The sequence below is a fragment of the Paenibacillus sp. NPDC058367 genome, from assembly GCF_042723305.1.
Lineage (GTDB): Bacteria > Bacillota > Bacilli > Paenibacillales > Paenibacillaceae > Paenibacillus_AQ.
The window spans coordinates 701651-717581 of the sequence record NZ_JBHXIZ010000003.1 but is presented as its reverse complement, the minus strand read 5'-3'; the positions used below and the strand labels follow the sequence as shown (position 1 = coordinate 717581).

Genomic DNA, 15931 nt, shown 5'->3' with positions numbered 1-15931 from the left:
GAGGACGAAGATGCGGATATTGCATACGGGAGATTGGCACCTCGGCCGAACGCTGGAAGGAAGAAGCCGGCAGAAGGAGCAAGAGCAGTTCATAGATGAACTGGTGGAGATCGCCGATTTTCATAAAGTGGATTTGATAATGATGGCGGGAGATGTGTACGATTCCGTTAATCCACCAGCGGCTTCAGAACAACTATTCTATGAGGCTGCTGCAAGGCTGACTTCAGGGGGCAGGCCCCTTGTTGTAATCGCCGGAAATCATGATCAACCGGAGCGCGTATCTTCAGTCTCACCGCTTGTATTAAGGCAGGGGATTACATTAGTGGGGCTTCCTACCTCAGAGCCAGTGACTGTTCATGCTGTACGCACGGGTGAGATCGCCAAAATCGCAGCTCTTCCTTATCCCTCCGAGGCGCGTCTCGGTGAACTGCTTGCAGGAGATAGCGGAGAAGAGGAGCTTCGACTAGCTTATAGTGCACGGGTTGGCAAGCTCATGCAGCTGTTGGGACGGGAATTCACGCCGCAGACTGTAAATTTGGCGATGAGCCATATTTATGTGCTTGGTGGTGTGGAAAGTGATTCGGAACGTCCAATTCAAGTGGGCGGAGCGTATACCGTTGATCCTTCTGCTTTGGCTTGTGGAGCGCAATATACTGCACTAGGTCATCTTCATCGCGCACAACGTGTCAAAGGGGAAGGAATGATCCGTTACAGCGGATCTCCGCTGGCATACAGTTTTTCTGAAGCAGGACAGGCTAAATCGGTGACGCTGATTGATGTTGCGCCGGGTGGTGAGCCAACCTTTGAAGAAATCTATCTTCGCTGTGGGCGTCCGCTTGTAAGATGGAGCTCCACAGGTGGATTGCAGGAGGTATATAACTGGCTGGATGAAGGTAGAGATGCTTCTGCTTTTATAGATTTGGAGATTCGGCTTAGTGAAGCCATGTCGATGAATGATATTCAGCGCCTGCGCAAATCACGCGAGGGGATCATTCATATTCGTCCCATCTACCCGCAAATGGAGATGGAGCTCGAACAAACTGCCCGTTCACGAATGCCGGTGCAAGAATTGTTCCGTAAATTCTATCAGCGTCAGACAGGTGGAGCAGAACCGGAGGATAGCTTGATAGAGCTGTTCTTACAGCTAACCGAAGAAGAACGGCGTCAGCCAGAGGAAGGAGAGGAGAACTAAGGTGAAACCTATTCTATTAAAAGTAGCAGGATTACAGAGTTATAGAGAAATGCAAGAAATAGATTTTGAAAGTCTGTGTGAGACGGGTCTGTTTGGGATTTTTGGACCTACGGGCAGCGGCAAGTCTAGCTTGCTGGATGCTATTACTTTGGCGATGTACGGGAAAGTGGAACGTGCCGTTAATGGAACACAGGGGATTATGAACCACTCTGAAGATTCACTCAGCGTGGCGTTTACCTTTGAGCTCACTTCTTCCGCGGGGGCACATCGTTATCGTGTTGAAAGGAAGTTCAAGCGGACTGGTGAACAAACTGTCAGCAACACGATTAGCCGTTTCATTGAAATCACACCTGACGGTGATAATGTTATGGCGGATAAGCTCGCAGATGTTACGCGCTGTGTGGAGGAGCATATCGGTCTAAAAATGGATGACTTCACGCGAGCGGTTGTATTGCCGCAGGGGAAATTTGCCGAATTCTTATCACTTCGTGGCGTAGATCGTCGGCAAATGCTGCAACGCCTGTTCCATCTGGAACAGTATGGCGATCAGCTGGCAATTAAGCTTAGTCGCCGGGTGAAGGAGAATGAGGCTGCGCTCCGCGCGCTTATCGCTGAGCAGCAGGGTCTTGGCAGCGCAGGCAAAGGAGATGTAGAGGCAGCAGCTGAGCGCCTCGAGCAGGCCACCCTTTATGCTGCGGAATGCCGCCGCAAGCTGGAAGCGGCGCTGCAGGTCTCGGAGCGTTTCGCGCGTATACGCGAGCTCCAAGAGGAACGGACCCGCCGCGAGTTGCAGCGGCAGGGGCTGCTCGCCAAGGAGGAGGAGATTCTCCTCCTTGAACAGAAGCTCGGCCAAGCTGACGAGGCCGAGGCAAGGCTTCCCGCGCTGAAAGCATGGCGCAGCGCGGAAGAAGCCTTTAAGAGCCGATTGGCCCGCGCGGAGGGCCAAGAGGTGATGGCCGCCGCCGCCGAGCAGGAGGCGGCGCGTGCCGCTGCCGTCGCGGCTGCTGCGCAGGCCGCACTTGCGGCGGAAGAGCCGGCCCTCCGGGAGGGGGTTGGCACCTACCGCCGCGCGCTCGAGCTCGAGTCCGAGCTCGGCGGCCTACGGCGCGAACTCGCGGCTCTGGGCGAGCGCCGCGAAGAGGCCTCCCGCAAGCTAGCGGAGCTGCGGGAGGGCATGGCCCGGGAGCGTGAGCTTTTGGCCAAGGGCCAAAAGCGCCAGCAAGAGCTGCAGCAGAGCTTGCAGCCGCTCGGTGTCCGCTCCCAGGAGCGGCAGTCTCTGCAAGAAGCGATGCAGAGACTGCAAGGGCTACACTCCGCCGAATCCCAGTGGGATAAGGCGGAGAAGGAGCGCCGCGAGCGTGACGCTGCACTCGCGGCTGCGCAGGCGAGACTCGCGGAGGACGAGGGCCGTCGCGAGCTGCAGGAAGCTGCTCGCGGGCAACTGATCCGCGAGGCGGCGCTGCATCAAGAGAAGCTGCTGGCGACAGAAGAAGCTGCGCGTACCACAGCGGAGCGTCTGGAGCAACATGTCAGCTCTTTGGAAGCGGCTATGAAGGATCAAGAGCTTCACAGATTGTCGTTAGCACTAGCTAAGGAGCTGGAAGAAGGACAACCCTGCCCTGTATGCGGCAGCGAGCATCATCCTGCACCTGCATTATTGCAGGATAGCTTAGAGCAGCAAGAACTGGAAATGAAGCTTCAGCAAGTTCGAACATTGTCTAGACGGGCTTTGGAAGCTCGTCATCTGTTCCGTGGTCTTCGCGAACAGGATCAAGTATGGCTGGAGCAGGTATTTGGAAATGAAGTCATCGAAGCGGCAAATCACCCTGCAGCTGCAGGTTCAGAAGTAAGTAGTGCAGTTACTTCCACCGATTTAATCATTCCAGATGAAAAAGCCTTGGCAGAACTTGAAGCTGCACATTTGGGATTAAAAGGACAGTCAGGTGAAGTACGCCGAACTGCGGTAGAGTGGCAGCAATCGATGCAGGAGGTTCAGCAGCTGTGCCTCAAAGAAGCGGCAGCTGTCGCAGGTGAACGGAGCTGGGTAGAAGGAATTGCTGCCAAAGCTGAGGAACTCAGCGCCCAGCTAACGGCTCTACGGCAGAACTGGACACAGCAGTTCCCGGATATGGCACCTGGAGAAGTGGAACAAGCTTACCGTGATCTGTTAGCTAAGGATGCACAAGCTGAAGAAATTAGATCTCGACTTGATATCAGTGTCAAGTTTCTGGAGGAGAAAAGTGCTTCAGTGCAGAACCTTCAAGAAACCATAACGGGGCTGGATAAAGAGCTGGCTCAGTGGATCACACAGATCGAAGGCAAGGAAGAATTGCAGCGTGAAAAAGAACAGCGTCTACTGGAGTGGACGAATGGTCGTGCTGCTGCTCCTCTTCTAGCGGAATGTGAAGGACGTCTGCAGGAATTGTTAACTGCTATGGAGACAAGCAAGCAGTCACATCTCGCAGCGGCGGAGAAGGCTCAGCATGAGGTTAAGGAAGCAGCGATTACTCGCCAGGCTGCGGAATCTGCGCGTGAACATTACGTAGCAGCTACCAGTCATTGGGAACAAAGCTTGGCTTCTTCACCGTTTAGTTCAGCCACCGAGGTTGAAGGAGCAGCGCTCACATCCGAAGCAAGGGAAATGGCTTATTCCCGAGTACGTGCTCATCGTGCCGAAGAAGCTGAGGTCTCGTTGCAACTGCGTAATATTGAAGAGAAGCTTGACGGAGCCAGCTTAAGTGAAGAAGAATGGCAAGAAAGTCAGGGGATCTTAAGAGAAAGCAAGGCTGAGGATGAAGTATCTCTTCAGGCAAGAGCACGTGCAGAGCGTGATCTGGAGGACCTGTGGCATCGACATATTCGCTGGATGGAGCTTGAAGCTAAGCGGATTGAGCACGCATCTATGCAAGATCAACTCTCCAAACTACAGACGGTCTTACGTGGGAACGCCTTTGTTGAGTACATTGCTGAGGAACAATTGATGCAGGTGTGTCAGTCCGCTTCCCAGCGGCTTCGATTCCTGAGTAAACAGCGTTATGCATTGGAGGTTGATTCGGGTGGCGGCTTTGTGATCCGTGATGACGGGAACGGCGGGGTGAGAAGACCTGTCTCAACCCTGTCTGGCGGAGAGACCTTCCTAACATCCCTTTCGCTGGCACTTGCTCTTTCAGCTCAGATCCAGCTGCGTGGGCAATATCCGTTGCAATTTTTCTTCCTGGATGAAGGGTTTGGTACTCTCGACCCAGAGCTGCTGGATACAGTGATTACTTCACTTGAAAGGTTGCATAATGACCAGCTGTCTGTCGGTATTATCAGCCACGTTCCAGAGCTTCGTGCAAGGTTGCCGCGCAAGCTGGTGGTAGTTCCTGCTGAACAAGGTGGAGGGGGATCTCGTATCCTTTTGGAAAAAATGTGAAGCATTCTAAACTGTGTGATCGATATCACAGATACAGCATCAACGCGCTGTTATAATACAGCTAAGCCGACATTACTTTAGAAACACCTCGGCGGACGTATGACCGGGAATGTACTCCTTTTCATACGTCCGCCGCCGAATCAGCTTTATAAGCTGTGAAGGGTGTTTCTCTTTTTTTTGCCTTTTTAGGCCCTACGGGTGTATATATAGCTCAACTTCATTTGTAAACGGATTTCATTCTGTAATAGATACAGTTTTAGAGTGTGGATGTTGAATCTTCTAGCGTCTTTCGTAATTGGTGATTATCCTGTATGATTATCTTATGATGAAGTGAAATTTCACCAATTTTTAGGAGGCAAGCACTCTATGGAGACCGTGTTTAGCAAAATTATTGAGGGTACTATTCCTTCCAAAAAAGTATTTGAGAACGAACGTATTCTTGCATTCTACGACATCGAGCCGGCTGCACCGGTACATGTGTTGATCATTCCAAAGAAGTTCATTGCTTCCATGAATGATGTCACACCTGAGGATCTTTCGCTAATTGCAGAAATTCACAGTGTAGCGCAACAGATCGCTATCGACCTTGGGATTGCCGAATCTGGTTATCGTTTGATCAATAATTGTGGTCCAGATAGTGGACAAGCTGTGCCTCATCTTCATTATCACTTGCTTGGTGGGGCCAAGCTGGGAGCTCTCACAGGAAACTCAGCTTCTCACGCATAGTACAATCATTAAATGTTGAAGAACTTGCCAGAAAAAAAGAATAACACGAAGGTTGACACCCTATTTCCGTTTGACCTATAATGGAATTTGATAAACCGTGTTATGCTCTTGGACGGTATGGTCGGAGGGAGGGGAAACTGTGTCTGAAACGAAAGTTCGCAAAAACGAGACAATTGATGCTGCACTTCGTCGCTTTAAACGTTCCATCGCAAAAGATGGTGTCTTGGCTGAGGTGAAGAAACGCAAACATTACGAAAAGCCAAGCGTTAAGAAAAAGCTGAAGTCTGAGGCTGCTCGTAAGAGAAAGTTTTAGGAGGATTACCCACGCATGAATCTTAGCGAGAGATTGAACGAAGATATGAAGCAAGCGATGAAGAGTAAGGACAAGTTCACGCTCTCCACGATTCGAATGGTTCGTTCTACAATAAAGTATCTTGAAATAGATTTGAAGAGAACATTGGACGACAACGAAGTGCTTGATATCCTTAGTCGTGAAATCAAACAGCGCAAAGATGCCCTCCAAGAATTTGAATCAGCGGGTCGCGACGAGCTTGCCGCGAGTACGAAGGCAGAAATCGAGATTATTATTAAGTATCTTCCCGAGCAACTTTCCGAAGAAGAAATTAAAGCAATTGTACAGCAGACCATCCAGGAAACCGGTGCTTCTTCGAAAAGCGAAATGGGTAAGGTCATGAGCGCACTGATGCCTAAGGTCAAAGGTCGCGCCGATGGTAAACTCGTGAACCAAGCGGTTCAGCAATTTCTGCAATAATATAGCGCCAGCACCCCTTGTAAAAGGGGTGCTTTTCTTTGTTTTGAAACGTAATTACGCTTACAACGTAATAAAGTTTATGTGTCCCGGGTCAAGTTGAAGAAAGGAGGTAAAAACATTGAAAAGATTACGGAAAATTATGTTAGCCAGCATTCCAGTTGTTTTACTGCTATTGCTCTTAACGCCGTTTATCCCGAATGTCAGCGCTGATGTAACGGTACCAAAAGCACCAAAGGCTGCGAATGGTGAGATGAAGAAAGGCCCTGTGTTTATTATTCCGGTTGATCAGAAAATTGAAAGAGGTCTGCAAAGTTTTTTGGAAAGAGGCTTTGCCGAAGCTGCTAATTATGGAGCGGTTCTAATTGTACTGGAGGTGGATACACCGGGTGGACTGGTGAGTTCAGCAGAACAGATTGGGACGATGGTAAGAGATAGTGACATACCTACGGCTGCTTTTATTAAAGGTGATGCCGCTTCCGCAGGCAGTTACATAGCACTTAACGCAGGTGCAATCATCATGAAGCCGGGCAGCATGATCGGTTCTGCATCTCTAGTAGATAGTAGCGGCCAGAAAGTAGATGACGCGAAGATGGTCTCCTACTGGAAATCAAAAATGATTGGAGCCGCTGCTCTAAATGAGCGTGATCCTGATATTGCTGCGGGAATGGTCGATAGTAATTTGGTTGTGGATAAGCCAGATCTTGGCGTATCTAAAGCGCAGGGTGAAATTATTGCCTTGTCTAGTGACGAAGCTTTAAAAGCTGGTTATGCTGATCAAATTACAACCACTCCAGAAGAGGCGATTACTTGGTTAGGTTATACTACAGATGACATTTTTCGTGTGGAGCATACGGGTGCCGAGAAAATGTCGCAATTTCTGACGAATCCGATTATTATGACGATTTTGCTATTCATCGGGATCACAGGCATTGTGATTGAGTTGATCGTTCCAGGCTTCGGTGCACCTGGGATTATTGGGACATTAGCCTTTGTTTTATATTTTTTCGGAAATTCTGTAGCAGGGTTTGCCGGATCAGAGACTTGGCTTTTGTTCATAATCGGACTTGTCATGCTTGTGCTGGAGCTATTCGTGCCGAGCTTTGGGATATTGGGGATACTTGGTTCCGTGAGCCTTGTGGCAGGTGTCGTACGCGCAGCATACAGCTTCACACATGCATTGTTTAGTCTCGGTATCGCATTCGCGGCTGCAACAGTAGTCATTGTGATTGTGGCTGTCGCATTTAAAGAACGTGGAATTTGGAATAGGTTTATTTTAAAGGATACGCTCTCTAAAGATCAGGGATTTGTACCTGTTGAAGAGAAGTTAAGCTTAGTTGGAGCTATAGGAAACAGTGTTACTCCACTTCGTCCATCCGGAACGGCTATGATTGGCGGCGAGCGAGTAGATGTCGTTACTGAAGGCAGCTTTATTAGCGTTAATGCACCGATCTCTGTTGTAAAAGTTGAGGGCGGACGGATTGTAGTGAAGGAAATTAAGGAATAAGGTAAAAGATAAAAGGTATGGCGAATAGTAGCTCCACAATAATTTACTGGAGGTTGTAAAGTTATGGAAGCATCTTTAATTACTTTTTTGTTGATTGCGGTAGTCGTAGTCATTTTGTTGAGTGTCTTTTTAAGCTTCTTCCCGGTCATGCTCTGGATTTCTGCATTGGCGTCAGGGGTTAGGATTAGTATTATTACCCTAGTAGCGATGAGACTGCGTCGTGTAACGCCAAGTCGAATCGTTAATCCAATGATTAAAGCGACTAAGGCAGGTCTTGGACTGAATATTAATCAACTGGAGAGCCACTATCTCGCAGGTGGTAACGTAGACCGGGTGGTTAATGCGCTTATTGCAGCACAACGTGCAGATATTCCTTTGGAATTTACACGCGCAGCGGCTATTGATCTTGCAGGACGCGATGTGCTTCAGGCGGTACAAATGAGCGTTAACCCTCGTGTAATTGAAACACCAGTTGTTGCGGCTGTCGCTAAAAACGGGATTGAAGTTAAGGTAAAAGCACGTGTAACTGTACGTGCTAATATCGACCGTCTCGTGGGTGGTGCGGGTGAAGAAACAATCATTGCCCGTGTTGGTGAAGGGATTGTAACGACAGTAGGTTCAAGTGATTCACATAAAGATGTCTTGGAAAACCCGGATTTGATTTCTCGGACGGTATTGTCGAAAGGTCTGGATTCAGGTACTGCTTTTGAGATACTCTCTATTGATATTGCGGATATCGATGTAGGCAAGAACATCGGTGCGTATCTTCAAACCGAACAAGCAGAAGCGGATAAACGTATTGCACAAGCTAAGGCAGAAGAACGCAGAGCAATGGCTGTCGCTCATGAGCAAGAGATGAAAGCGCGTGTAGTTGAGATGAAGGCGCTTGTTGTGGAAGCTGAATCTCAGGTGCCTATGGCGATGGCTGAGGCACTCAGAAATGGTCAAATCGGTGTGATGGACTACATGAACATCAAAAATATCGAGGCGGATACCCAAATGCGCGGTTCCCTCGGCAAAATGAATGATCAGGACGACAATAACCGTCCTAACAATAATAAATAAAAGGGGATGTGAATCTCCATGAGCTGGATCTATATTGTTGCGGTTATTATCTTCGCGATTGTATCCAATGTGAACAAAGCTACGAAGAACAAACCCAAAGGTACTACACGCGGAGGGATGCCGACCTTCGGTGGAGGAGACGGGAATCCTCTCCACCGTAATAAGGATGTAGACGGGAACAGAGATCAGCCAGAACAGTCTGGTAGCGGGTTTCCTGCTCCTGTTACTACATCCTCCCGTGAGTATGACGCATCACCAGCCTTTCCAGAGCCTGCGTACATCCCGACACCAGATTATTCTACTGGAGAAGGTATGTCTTTGGAGCATGCTGATGACGGAGTTGAGTTACGCACACAAAGAATGCAGGAAGAGGTGCGGCGTCTTCAATCTGCTTTTGATGGAATAGCGGGAGCAGATCCTAGATCGAAGAAGACGAAGAGTTCATCCCCTGAGACAGATGTTCAGTCAAATAGAACAGGGAATAGGGATGAGCTGCGTAATGGTGTGGTTTGGGCGGAGATTCTAGGACCTCCGCGTGCTCGCCAGCCGCATTCCTCCCGAAGATCGTAATTTTCGGTCAAGTAACAATTAAGCCTTAGCTTTCTTATCTTAACGATAGGAAAGCTGAGGCTTTTTTATGTTTTTTATACCTGAAAGGTGCTCCTTTATGAGTTCTTCTCATAAACAAAAGCGTTGCCGCATAAGGTGTACAGAAGGCAGGAAGGGGGAGCGTCTACTTATGACCCGTATTGGCCGCAGGCTGCGGGGATGGACAAACGGGGTGTTGGATTTACCACAGGACTTACTACAGGAAATGCCCCGGATCACCCTGATCGGCAATAAGGAACTGTATATCGAGAATCATCGCGGCGTGCTGCATTTTTCCTCAGGCCAGCTTAAGCTCGCGTTAGCTAAAGGATCGCTTGAAATCACAGGCGAGGATCTTGTCATTCGCAATATTCTTGGTCAGGAGCTGGCGGTAGAAGGCATTATCGGAGAGATCAGATATAAAGAAAGCGAGGGGAAATCATGAAGGAACCACCTCTTTCATCACTGCGGGGATTCGTTACACTGCATGTGACGGGGCCTCAGGTGGAGAGATTCATTAATGTCATTTCTGAAGCAGGTATAGTGATTTGGGATGTGAGGCCCGCTGAGGGCGGCGCTTCCCTTAAGCTGCTTCTGAATGATTTTTATGTCCTCCGTCCGATTTTAAAGAAGACAGGCTGTCGGATGCACGTTACAGGAAGAAGCGGACTGCCTTTTTTGATGGCGCGGCTTTGGAAACGTAAATTTTTTGGCATGGGAATATTGATATTCGGGATTATGCTCTTTATGTTATCTACGATGGTATGGAGCATTAGAGTCGAGGGGAATGAAAAAATTGCCTCCGAGGATATATTGGCAGCTGCTCGCCAGGAGGGGGTGTATCCTTTTCAATGGATATGGCGTCTGGATGAGCCGGACAAGCTCTCTAAGGGGCTCCTGGCCCAATTACCCGGCGTTTCATGGATAGGGGTGCAGCGGACGGGGACGAGCATTAAAATTCAGGTGGTAGAATCTAAACAGCCGGATATCAAACCTCTGCTTAGTCAGCGGCATTTGATTAGCAGAACAGATGCGGTGGTAACTGAAATATATGCGGAGCAGGGCAGACCGGTTGTAGCGCGTAACTCACGGGTTAAAAAAGGGGATATCCTGATCTCGGGTGCTTTAGGCGACGAAGAGAATGTACAGTACGTGGTGGCTAAAGGTGAGGTTAAGGGTTTAGTGTGGCATGAATACAATATAGAGGTGCCTCTTACAACAACAAATAGCTCATATACAGGGGAGCGTAAGGACCGAACCTATCTGGTGCTTGGTAAATGGGCTATCCAGCTATGGGGTTATGGCGATTCTCCTTTTGAGAAATCACGAACACTTACTGAGCATGATCCGCTGTCCTGGCGGTCCATTAAGCTGCCGCTGGGCCTAATGACTGAGAAAGAAATGGAGATTAGTGAAACAAGTGAGACATTAACTCCAGAGGTTGGATTTGAAAAGGGAATAGAGCGAGCGAAGAATGATATTTTGGCACGTTATGGCGTTGATAGCGTCATCAAAAGTCAAAAAGTTTTGCATGAGAAGAAAGAGAATGGTAAAGTTTATATGAAAGTGATCTTTGAAGTAGAAGAAAAAATTTCCGAAGAACTGCCAATAGTAAACAATTGAGGAGAATGAGGCTACTTGTCAGAACAGACTGCAAGCATTCGTATTACTTTGCAAAATGCGGGAGAAGCGCAATCGCTGTTCGGCCCGCAAGATGGATTCCTAAAAATCATCGAGAGTGAAATTCCTGCTATTATTGATTCCCGTGAAGCAGAGTTAACGATACGTGGTGCGGAGCGGGAAGTAGACATGCTGGGACAATTGTTTAATGTGTTGCTGTCCCTCATTCGGAGCGGTTACATACTTACTGAACGTGATGTGCAGTACGCTGTGGAGCTGGCGAAAGACTTTCGAGTCGATCAATTGCTCGATTTGTTCAAGGGAGAAATTACAACAACTTTTCGTGGAAAGCCTATCCGTGTCAAAACGATTGGCCAGAAGCATTATGTGACAACGATCAAGAAGCGTGATATTGTATTCGGAATCGGTCCTGCAGGAACGGGTAAGACCTACTTGGCGGTAGTGCTTGCAGTTACGGCACTTAAAGAAGGTTCTGTTAAGCGTATCATTCTTACGCGCCCAGCAGTAGAAGCAGGAGAGAGTCTAGGGTTCCTCCCAGGGGATTTGCAAGAAAAGGTAGATCCATACCTCCGTCCGTTATATGATGCCTTATACGACGTTATGGGGCCCGATCAGGTGGCTAAGGCACTTGAACGGGGGTTGATTGAAATTGCTCCGCTCGCTTATATGCGTGGTCGTACGCTGGATGATTCATTTATTATTTTGGATGAAGCCCAGAATACAACGCCTGAGCAAATGAAAATGTTTTTGACTCGACTCGGCTTCGGGTCCAAAATGGTGATTACGGGTGACGTTACCCAGATTGACCTGCCTCGCGGCAAGAAATCCGGTTTGATTGAGGCTAAAGCGATTTTATCCGGCATAGAAGAACTCGGTTTTGTTTATTTTGCGGAGCAGGATGTAGTACGGCATTCCCTGGTGCAGAAAATTATCGTTGCCTATGACCGCTCTGCCGAAAACCTCCAATAAAGGGGATTGTCTTCATGGCTTCAAAGCAACCATCTAAATTAAGCGGATTTGTATATACGAACAACGGATGGAAGTATAGCGCGGCGACACGCTATGCTCTTTTCCTGTTACTCGGACTTGTGTTCTACTTCAGTCTGTCGCCCGATCTACTGCCTAAGCGGTACGATATTAAAGAGAATACGCTCAGCGCGAAGGAGATAACAGCGCCCAAGCAAATTTTGGACAAGAAGGCAACACTAAAGGCAGCGGAAGAAGCAGCCGAAGGTGTATCTCCTAAGTATAAAATTATCCCGATGCGGGCCGATAATCTTGTGACATCACTGCTGGACCGGATTGATCGCCTGAATCAGGATGACCTGATTTCGCAAAGTGATAAAACTGAAATTTATCGTGATGAAATCCCGCAGAGAGCCAGTGATTTTATTTTGAATTTCATAGCCTCAAATCGGGGCGGAGGCACTTATTCCGATCATCTTTTGGAAGAAATGCAATCTGTCATAAAAGAGCAGACCTATGTCATTCCAGATGAAACTTACATTAAGATTCCGCGACTGACCTCTCAGGACATTATCGAAATGAAGCCTGTCGCTCGTGATATTGTGACTAGGCTGATGAACGATCAAATCACGGACGCCCAGACTGCGCGCGCCAAAGTGGCGGAGCAGGTCAGTATCAGCTCTCTGAGTCAGCGTACGGCGCGTGAGGTTGTGCAAGAGTTAGTCCGGCTCGTTATTACAAGCAATAAGTTCTATGACGAAGATGCAACGAAGGAAGCGAAGGTACAGGCTCGTGAGAACACACCTGATGTGTTTATTGAACAAGGGGACGTTCTTGTCGCTAAAGGGCAAAAAATCACCCCTGAGCTGTACGCCCTTTTGGATGAGAATGGCTTGCTAAGCAATGAGGTCAACTATTGGCCTCAAGTTGGATTGTTATTACTTGCTACCATGCTATCTGCAGGTCTGATGGTGTTTATCCGTTACTCTGGCGGAACTGCGGGCTTCAAGTATAATAATTCCCAGTTATTAATGCTGGTGCTTGTGTTTGTTATTACGATCATCTCCATGCGATTGACCGCAATTTTGCAGACGGATGTCCATTCCTATCTCGGGTATCTGGCACCGGTAGCTATCGGCGCTATGCTGATCACGATGCTTCTGGATATGACATTAGCGTATTTCTGTTCAATTCTGATCAGTATACTCGCCAGTATCATTTTGAATGTTCAGCAGAATTCGGTGTTTGATTTTACCTTTGGCTTCTTTTCAATTGTTGTTTGTTATGTAGCTATTTTTGCCACTCATCGTGCAGGCCAGCGTTCCACATTATTAAAAGGCGGGATTATGGTATCCCTTTTTGGCTGTGTGACCGTCTTTATGCTGACCCTCTTAGCTGGTGGTGAGTGGAAAGATGTAAGCACGCTATATGCTGTTGGTTTTGCTTTTGCGAGTGGGCTTTTGACTGCAGTGCTTGTGATTGGTCTGATGCCTTTCTTTGAAGCTACCTTTGGCATTCTATCTGCCCTGAAGCTGGTAGAGTTGTCTAATCCGAACCATCCCTTATTGCGCAAGCTTCTTACGGAAACACCAGGAACCTACCACCATAGCGTAATGGTAGGTAACCTGTCAGAAGCGGCCGCAGAAGCGATTGGAGCAGATGGCTTATTGTGCCGGGTAGGATCGTATTATCATGATATTGGTAAAACAAAACGTCCGTTTTATTTTATTGAAAATCAGAATAATATGGAAAACCCACATGACTCTATTGAACCGAAGCTTAGTAAATCTATCATTGTAGCTCACGCCCGCGATGGGGTGGAAATGCAACGAGAATATAAGCTGCCCAAACCGATTCGTGATATAGCTGAGCAGCATCATGGGACGACGTTCCTGCATTATTTTTACCATAAAGCCCTGAAGCTAGCGGAAGAAAAAGGTGTAGAGCCTGATTTTACCGAGGAAGATTTCCGTTATCCTGGCCCTAAAGCCCAGTCGAAGGAATCGGCTGTTGTAGGAATTGCCGACAGTGTTGAAGCTGCGGTGCGATCCTTGCGTAAGCCAACTGTTCTGCAGGTGGAAACGATGATTGAGAAGATTATTAAAAGTCGACTGGATGATCATCAGTTTGATGAATGTGATTTAACGATTAAAGAATTGGACATTATTGCACGGACGCTGAAAGAAACGGTCATGGGGATTTTCCATTCACGGATCGAATACCCAGAAGATGTGCGTAAGCCGAAAAAAGAGGAAGGGGCAGCTAACCCATGAGTTTGGAGATCGTTTGGGATAACGAGCAGGAAGAATACGAGATAAAGGACGATCTCATTACGCTGCTGGAGAATATTTTGCAAAAAGCAGGTGAAGCGGAAGGGATCGATCGGGGCGAGGTAGCTCTTACTTTTGTCGATAATGTTCGTATACATGAGTTGAATTTAGAATATCGGGGAATTGACCGTCCGACGGACGTACTTTCTTTTGCGATGAATGAAAGCGGAGAGGACGAGCTGGACATTATATACGAAGTAGAAGAAGGCAAAGCGCTGGAAGATGTTCCGGATGTACTGGGAGATATCATCATTTCCGTAACTCGTGCTCAGGAGCAAGCGCAGGAATATGGTCATTCGCTGGAGCGTGAGCTTGGTTTCCTCTTTGTGCACGGATTTCTGCATTTGTTAGGATATGATCATCAGGATGAAGCTTCAGAGGCTGAAATGATGTCTAAGCAAGAGGAAGTACTAGCTCAGGTTGGGTTGACTCGCTAATGGTGAAGAACACGGCGGTAGGACATAAGAAGTTCTGGCACTCTTTTCGGTTTGCATCGCAAGGCATCGTGTCGGCATTCAAATCCGAGCTTAACATGAAGGTGCATTGCTGTTTGGCTGTGGTTGTACTTGTTGCCGCTGCCGTGTTCAGACTTCCGCTGGTCAGTTGGATGTTGCTGCTCTTCTCCATCACGCTTGTCTTAACCGCCGAGTTGCTCAATACAGCAATTGAAGCGACGGTAGACCTGATCTCGCCGGAGATTCACCCACTGGCTAAGAGGGCAAAAGATACCGCCGCAGGAGCTGTGCTTCTTACGGCGGTGTTTGCTGTCTTAGTCGGGGTCTATGTTTTTTACCACCCGGTGATGGACTGGATTACCGGACTTATGTCATAATCAGGTTACAATTCAATTCAGGGGAGAGGCGGACCCGCGTTTTGCGATTCCGCCTCTTTGGTTACTGGATGTTTAGGATGCGAGTTTTGTACGAAGAAAATTCAATGAAGTAATGCTAACAAAACTAAGTGGATGCTTTCGAAGCAAGTTTTGTACGAAGCAAATCAGTGAAGTAATGCTAACAAAACTTTAGGAGGACCCAAATATGGATTCCGCTCTTCTTATGCAAGAAGCGATTAAAGCACGTGCTAAGGCATATATTCCCTACTCCCGATTTGGAGTCGGAGCCGCCCTCCTTGATCAGGATGGTCATATTCATCACGGATGTAATGTAGAAAATGCTGCTTTTGGCCCAACCAATTGTGCAGAGCGGACTGCGTTATTCCGTGCCGTTGCCGACGGTCATGCTATCGGTTCTTTCAAGGCAATTGCCGTTGTTGCCGATTCCGATGGCCCCGTATCTCCTTGTGGTGTATGCCGCCAAGTTCTGATTGAGTTGTGTTCACCAGACATGAAGGTTATCCTTGGAAACATGAAGGGCGATATTGTTGAGACCACGGTGGGAGAATTACTTCCCGGCGCTTTTGGTCCCGTAGATCTGAAGCAAGGACAAGCTCCAGAATAAAATGAGGGTTTGATTTAATGCCTGTTTAAAGGCGAATCAGGTATAGTTAGACGAAGGTTGCTACTTTAATTGCACAATGTACAGTTAAATGCTACTCTTTCGCACAAAAATGAATTTAGTTGCAGATAGTGCAACTAAATTTATGATATAGTCTATATTTGGCTCTTAAGACAGGATTTAATTGCACAGAATACAACTAAAACACCAAAACATAAATTCAAACTCAAATTAGTTGTACAAAGTACAATTAAAATTGTGCAGTCATCATCAATTAA

The 15931-nt window shown here is 47.7% G+C and carries 15 protein-coding genes; all 15 read left to right on the top strand.

Features of this window, described 5'->3' with window-relative positions; translation table 11 throughout:
- Positions 1–10: 10 nt before the first annotated feature.
- The 15 genes from ACFWMP_RS20085 to ACFWMP_RS20015 all read left to right on the top strand — a co-directional run bounded on the left by ACFWMP_RS20085 (position 11) and on the right by ACFWMP_RS20015 (position 15656).
- The gene (locus ACFWMP_RS20085; RefSeq protein ID WP_379424558.1) at positions 11–1192 is read left to right on the top strand and encodes an exonuclease SbcCD subunit D; all 1182 of its coding nucleotides are present in this window, start codon (positions 11–13) and stop codon (positions 1190–1192) included.
- 1 nt (position 1193) lies between these two features.
- Positions 1194–4607, top strand: a complete 3414-nt coding sequence (locus ACFWMP_RS20080; protein WP_379424557.1) for an AAA family ATPase — start codon at positions 1194–1196, stop codon at positions 4605–4607.
- Positions 4608–4973: 366 nt separating this feature from the next.
- On the top strand, positions 4974–5333 hold the full coding sequence (locus ACFWMP_RS20075) for a histidine triad nucleotide-binding protein (protein WP_379424556.1): 360 nt from the start codon (positions 4974–4976) through the stop codon (positions 5331–5333).
- A 139-nt stretch (positions 5334–5472) separates the two neighbouring features.
- On the top strand, positions 5473–5646 hold the full coding sequence (gene rpsU, locus ACFWMP_RS20070) for a 30S ribosomal protein S21 (RefSeq protein ID WP_036657994.1): 174 nt from the start codon (positions 5473–5475) through the stop codon (positions 5644–5646).
- Between the two features lie 15 nt (positions 5647–5661).
- Complete coding sequence (locus ACFWMP_RS20065; RefSeq protein WP_042190953.1) at positions 5662–6105, top strand: GatB/YqeY domain-containing protein; 444 nt, start codon at positions 5662–5664, stop codon at positions 6103–6105.
- Between the two features lie 139 nt (positions 6106–6244).
- Positions 6245–7609, top strand: a complete 1365-nt coding sequence (locus tag ACFWMP_RS20060) for an NfeD family protein (RefSeq protein ID WP_042194375.1) — start codon at positions 6245–6247, stop codon at positions 7607–7609.
- Between the two features lie 63 nt (positions 7610–7672).
- Positions 7673–8674 (top strand): flotillin-like protein FloA, encoded by a 1002-nt coding sequence (gene floA / locus ACFWMP_RS20055; protein WP_042190951.1) that lies wholly within the window; start codon positions 7673–7675, stop codon positions 8672–8674.
- 18 nt (positions 8675–8692) lie between these two features.
- A complete protein-coding gene (locus ACFWMP_RS20050) occupies positions 8693–9244 on the top strand; it encodes a hypothetical protein (RefSeq protein WP_379424555.1) in 552 nt (183 codons plus the stop codon).
- Positions 9245–9413: 169 nt separating this feature from the next.
- Complete coding sequence (yqfC, locus tag ACFWMP_RS20045; RefSeq protein ID WP_060621997.1) at positions 9414–9707, top strand: sporulation protein YqfC; 294 nt, start codon at positions 9414–9416, stop codon at positions 9705–9707.
- Positions 9704–10885: a sporulation protein YqfD gene (gene yqfD, locus ACFWMP_RS20040; protein ID WP_379424554.1), complete on the top strand. Its 1182-nt coding sequence runs from the start codon at positions 9704–9706 to the stop codon at positions 10883–10885. The genes yqfC and yqfD overlap by 4 nt, the downstream gene beginning before the upstream one ends.
- A gap of 15 nt (positions 10886–10900) precedes the next feature.
- Positions 10901–11872: a PhoH family protein gene (locus ACFWMP_RS20035; RefSeq protein WP_042190944.1), complete on the top strand. Its 972-nt coding sequence runs from the start codon at positions 10901–10903 to the stop codon at positions 11870–11872.
- A 14-nt stretch (positions 11873–11886) separates the two neighbouring features.
- Positions 11887–14142, top strand: coding sequence for an HD family phosphohydrolase (locus ACFWMP_RS20030; protein WP_339243181.1), 2256 nt, complete (start codon positions 11887–11889; stop codon positions 14140–14142).
- On the top strand, positions 14139–14636 hold the full coding sequence (gene ybeY, locus ACFWMP_RS20025; protein ID WP_379424553.1) for an rRNA maturation RNase YbeY: 498 nt from the start codon (positions 14139–14141) through the stop codon (positions 14634–14636). The genes ACFWMP_RS20030 and ybeY overlap by 4 nt, the downstream gene beginning before the upstream one ends.
- Positions 14636–15031: a diacylglycerol kinase family protein gene (locus tag ACFWMP_RS20020; RefSeq protein ID WP_339243177.1), complete on the top strand. Its 396-nt coding sequence runs from the start codon at positions 14636–14638 to the stop codon at positions 15029–15031. Before ybeY ends, ACFWMP_RS20020 begins: the two co-directional genes overlap by 1 nt.
- Positions 15032–15236: 205 nt before the next feature.
- Positions 15237–15656, top strand: coding sequence for a cytidine deaminase (locus ACFWMP_RS20015; RefSeq protein ID WP_042190934.1), 420 nt, complete (start codon positions 15237–15239; stop codon positions 15654–15656).
- The last annotated feature ends 275 nt before the right edge of the window (positions 15657–15931 follow it).

Bases quoted from the DNA above. Each gene is read 5' to 3' on its own strand.
- ACFWMP_RS20085 (WP_379424558.1), top strand. From the start codon at position 11: ATGCGGATATTGCATACGGGAGATTGGCACCTCGGCCGAACGCTGGAA.
- ACFWMP_RS20075 (WP_379424556.1), top strand. From the start codon at position 4,974: ATGGAGACCGTGTTTAGCAAAATTATTGAGGGTACTATTCCTTCCAAA.
- ACFWMP_RS20065 (WP_042190953.1), top strand. From the start codon at position 5,662: ATGAATCTTAGCGAGAGATTGAACGAAGATATGAAGCAAGCGATGAAG.
- ACFWMP_RS20060 (WP_042194375.1), top strand. From the start codon at position 6,245: ATGTTAGCCAGCATTCCAGTTGTTTTACTGCTATTGCTCTTAACGCCG.
- floA (WP_042190951.1), top strand. From the start codon at position 7,673: ATGGAAGCATCTTTAATTACTTTTTTGTTGATTGCGGTAGTCGTAGTC.
- ACFWMP_RS20050 (WP_379424555.1), top strand. From the start codon at position 8,693: ATGAGCTGGATCTATATTGTTGCGGTTATTATCTTCGCGATTGTATCC.
- yqfC (WP_060621997.1), top strand. From the start codon at position 9,414: ATGACCCGTATTGGCCGCAGGCTGCGGGGATGGACAAACGGGGTGTTG.
- yqfD (WP_379424554.1), top strand. From the start codon at position 9,704: ATGAAGGAACCACCTCTTTCATCACTGCGGGGATTCGTTACACTGCAT.
- ACFWMP_RS20030 (WP_339243181.1), top strand. From the start codon at position 11,887: ATGGCTTCAAAGCAACCATCTAAATTAAGCGGATTTGTATATACGAAC.
- ybeY (WP_379424553.1), top strand. From the start codon at position 14,139: ATGAGTTTGGAGATCGTTTGGGATAACGAGCAGGAAGAATACGAGATA.
- ACFWMP_RS20020 (WP_339243177.1), top strand. From the start codon at position 14,636: ATGGTGAAGAACACGGCGGTAGGACATAAGAAGTTCTGGCACTCTTTT.
- ACFWMP_RS20015 (WP_042190934.1), top strand. From the start codon at position 15,237: ATGGATTCCGCTCTTCTTATGCAAGAAGCGATTAAAGCACGTGCTAAG.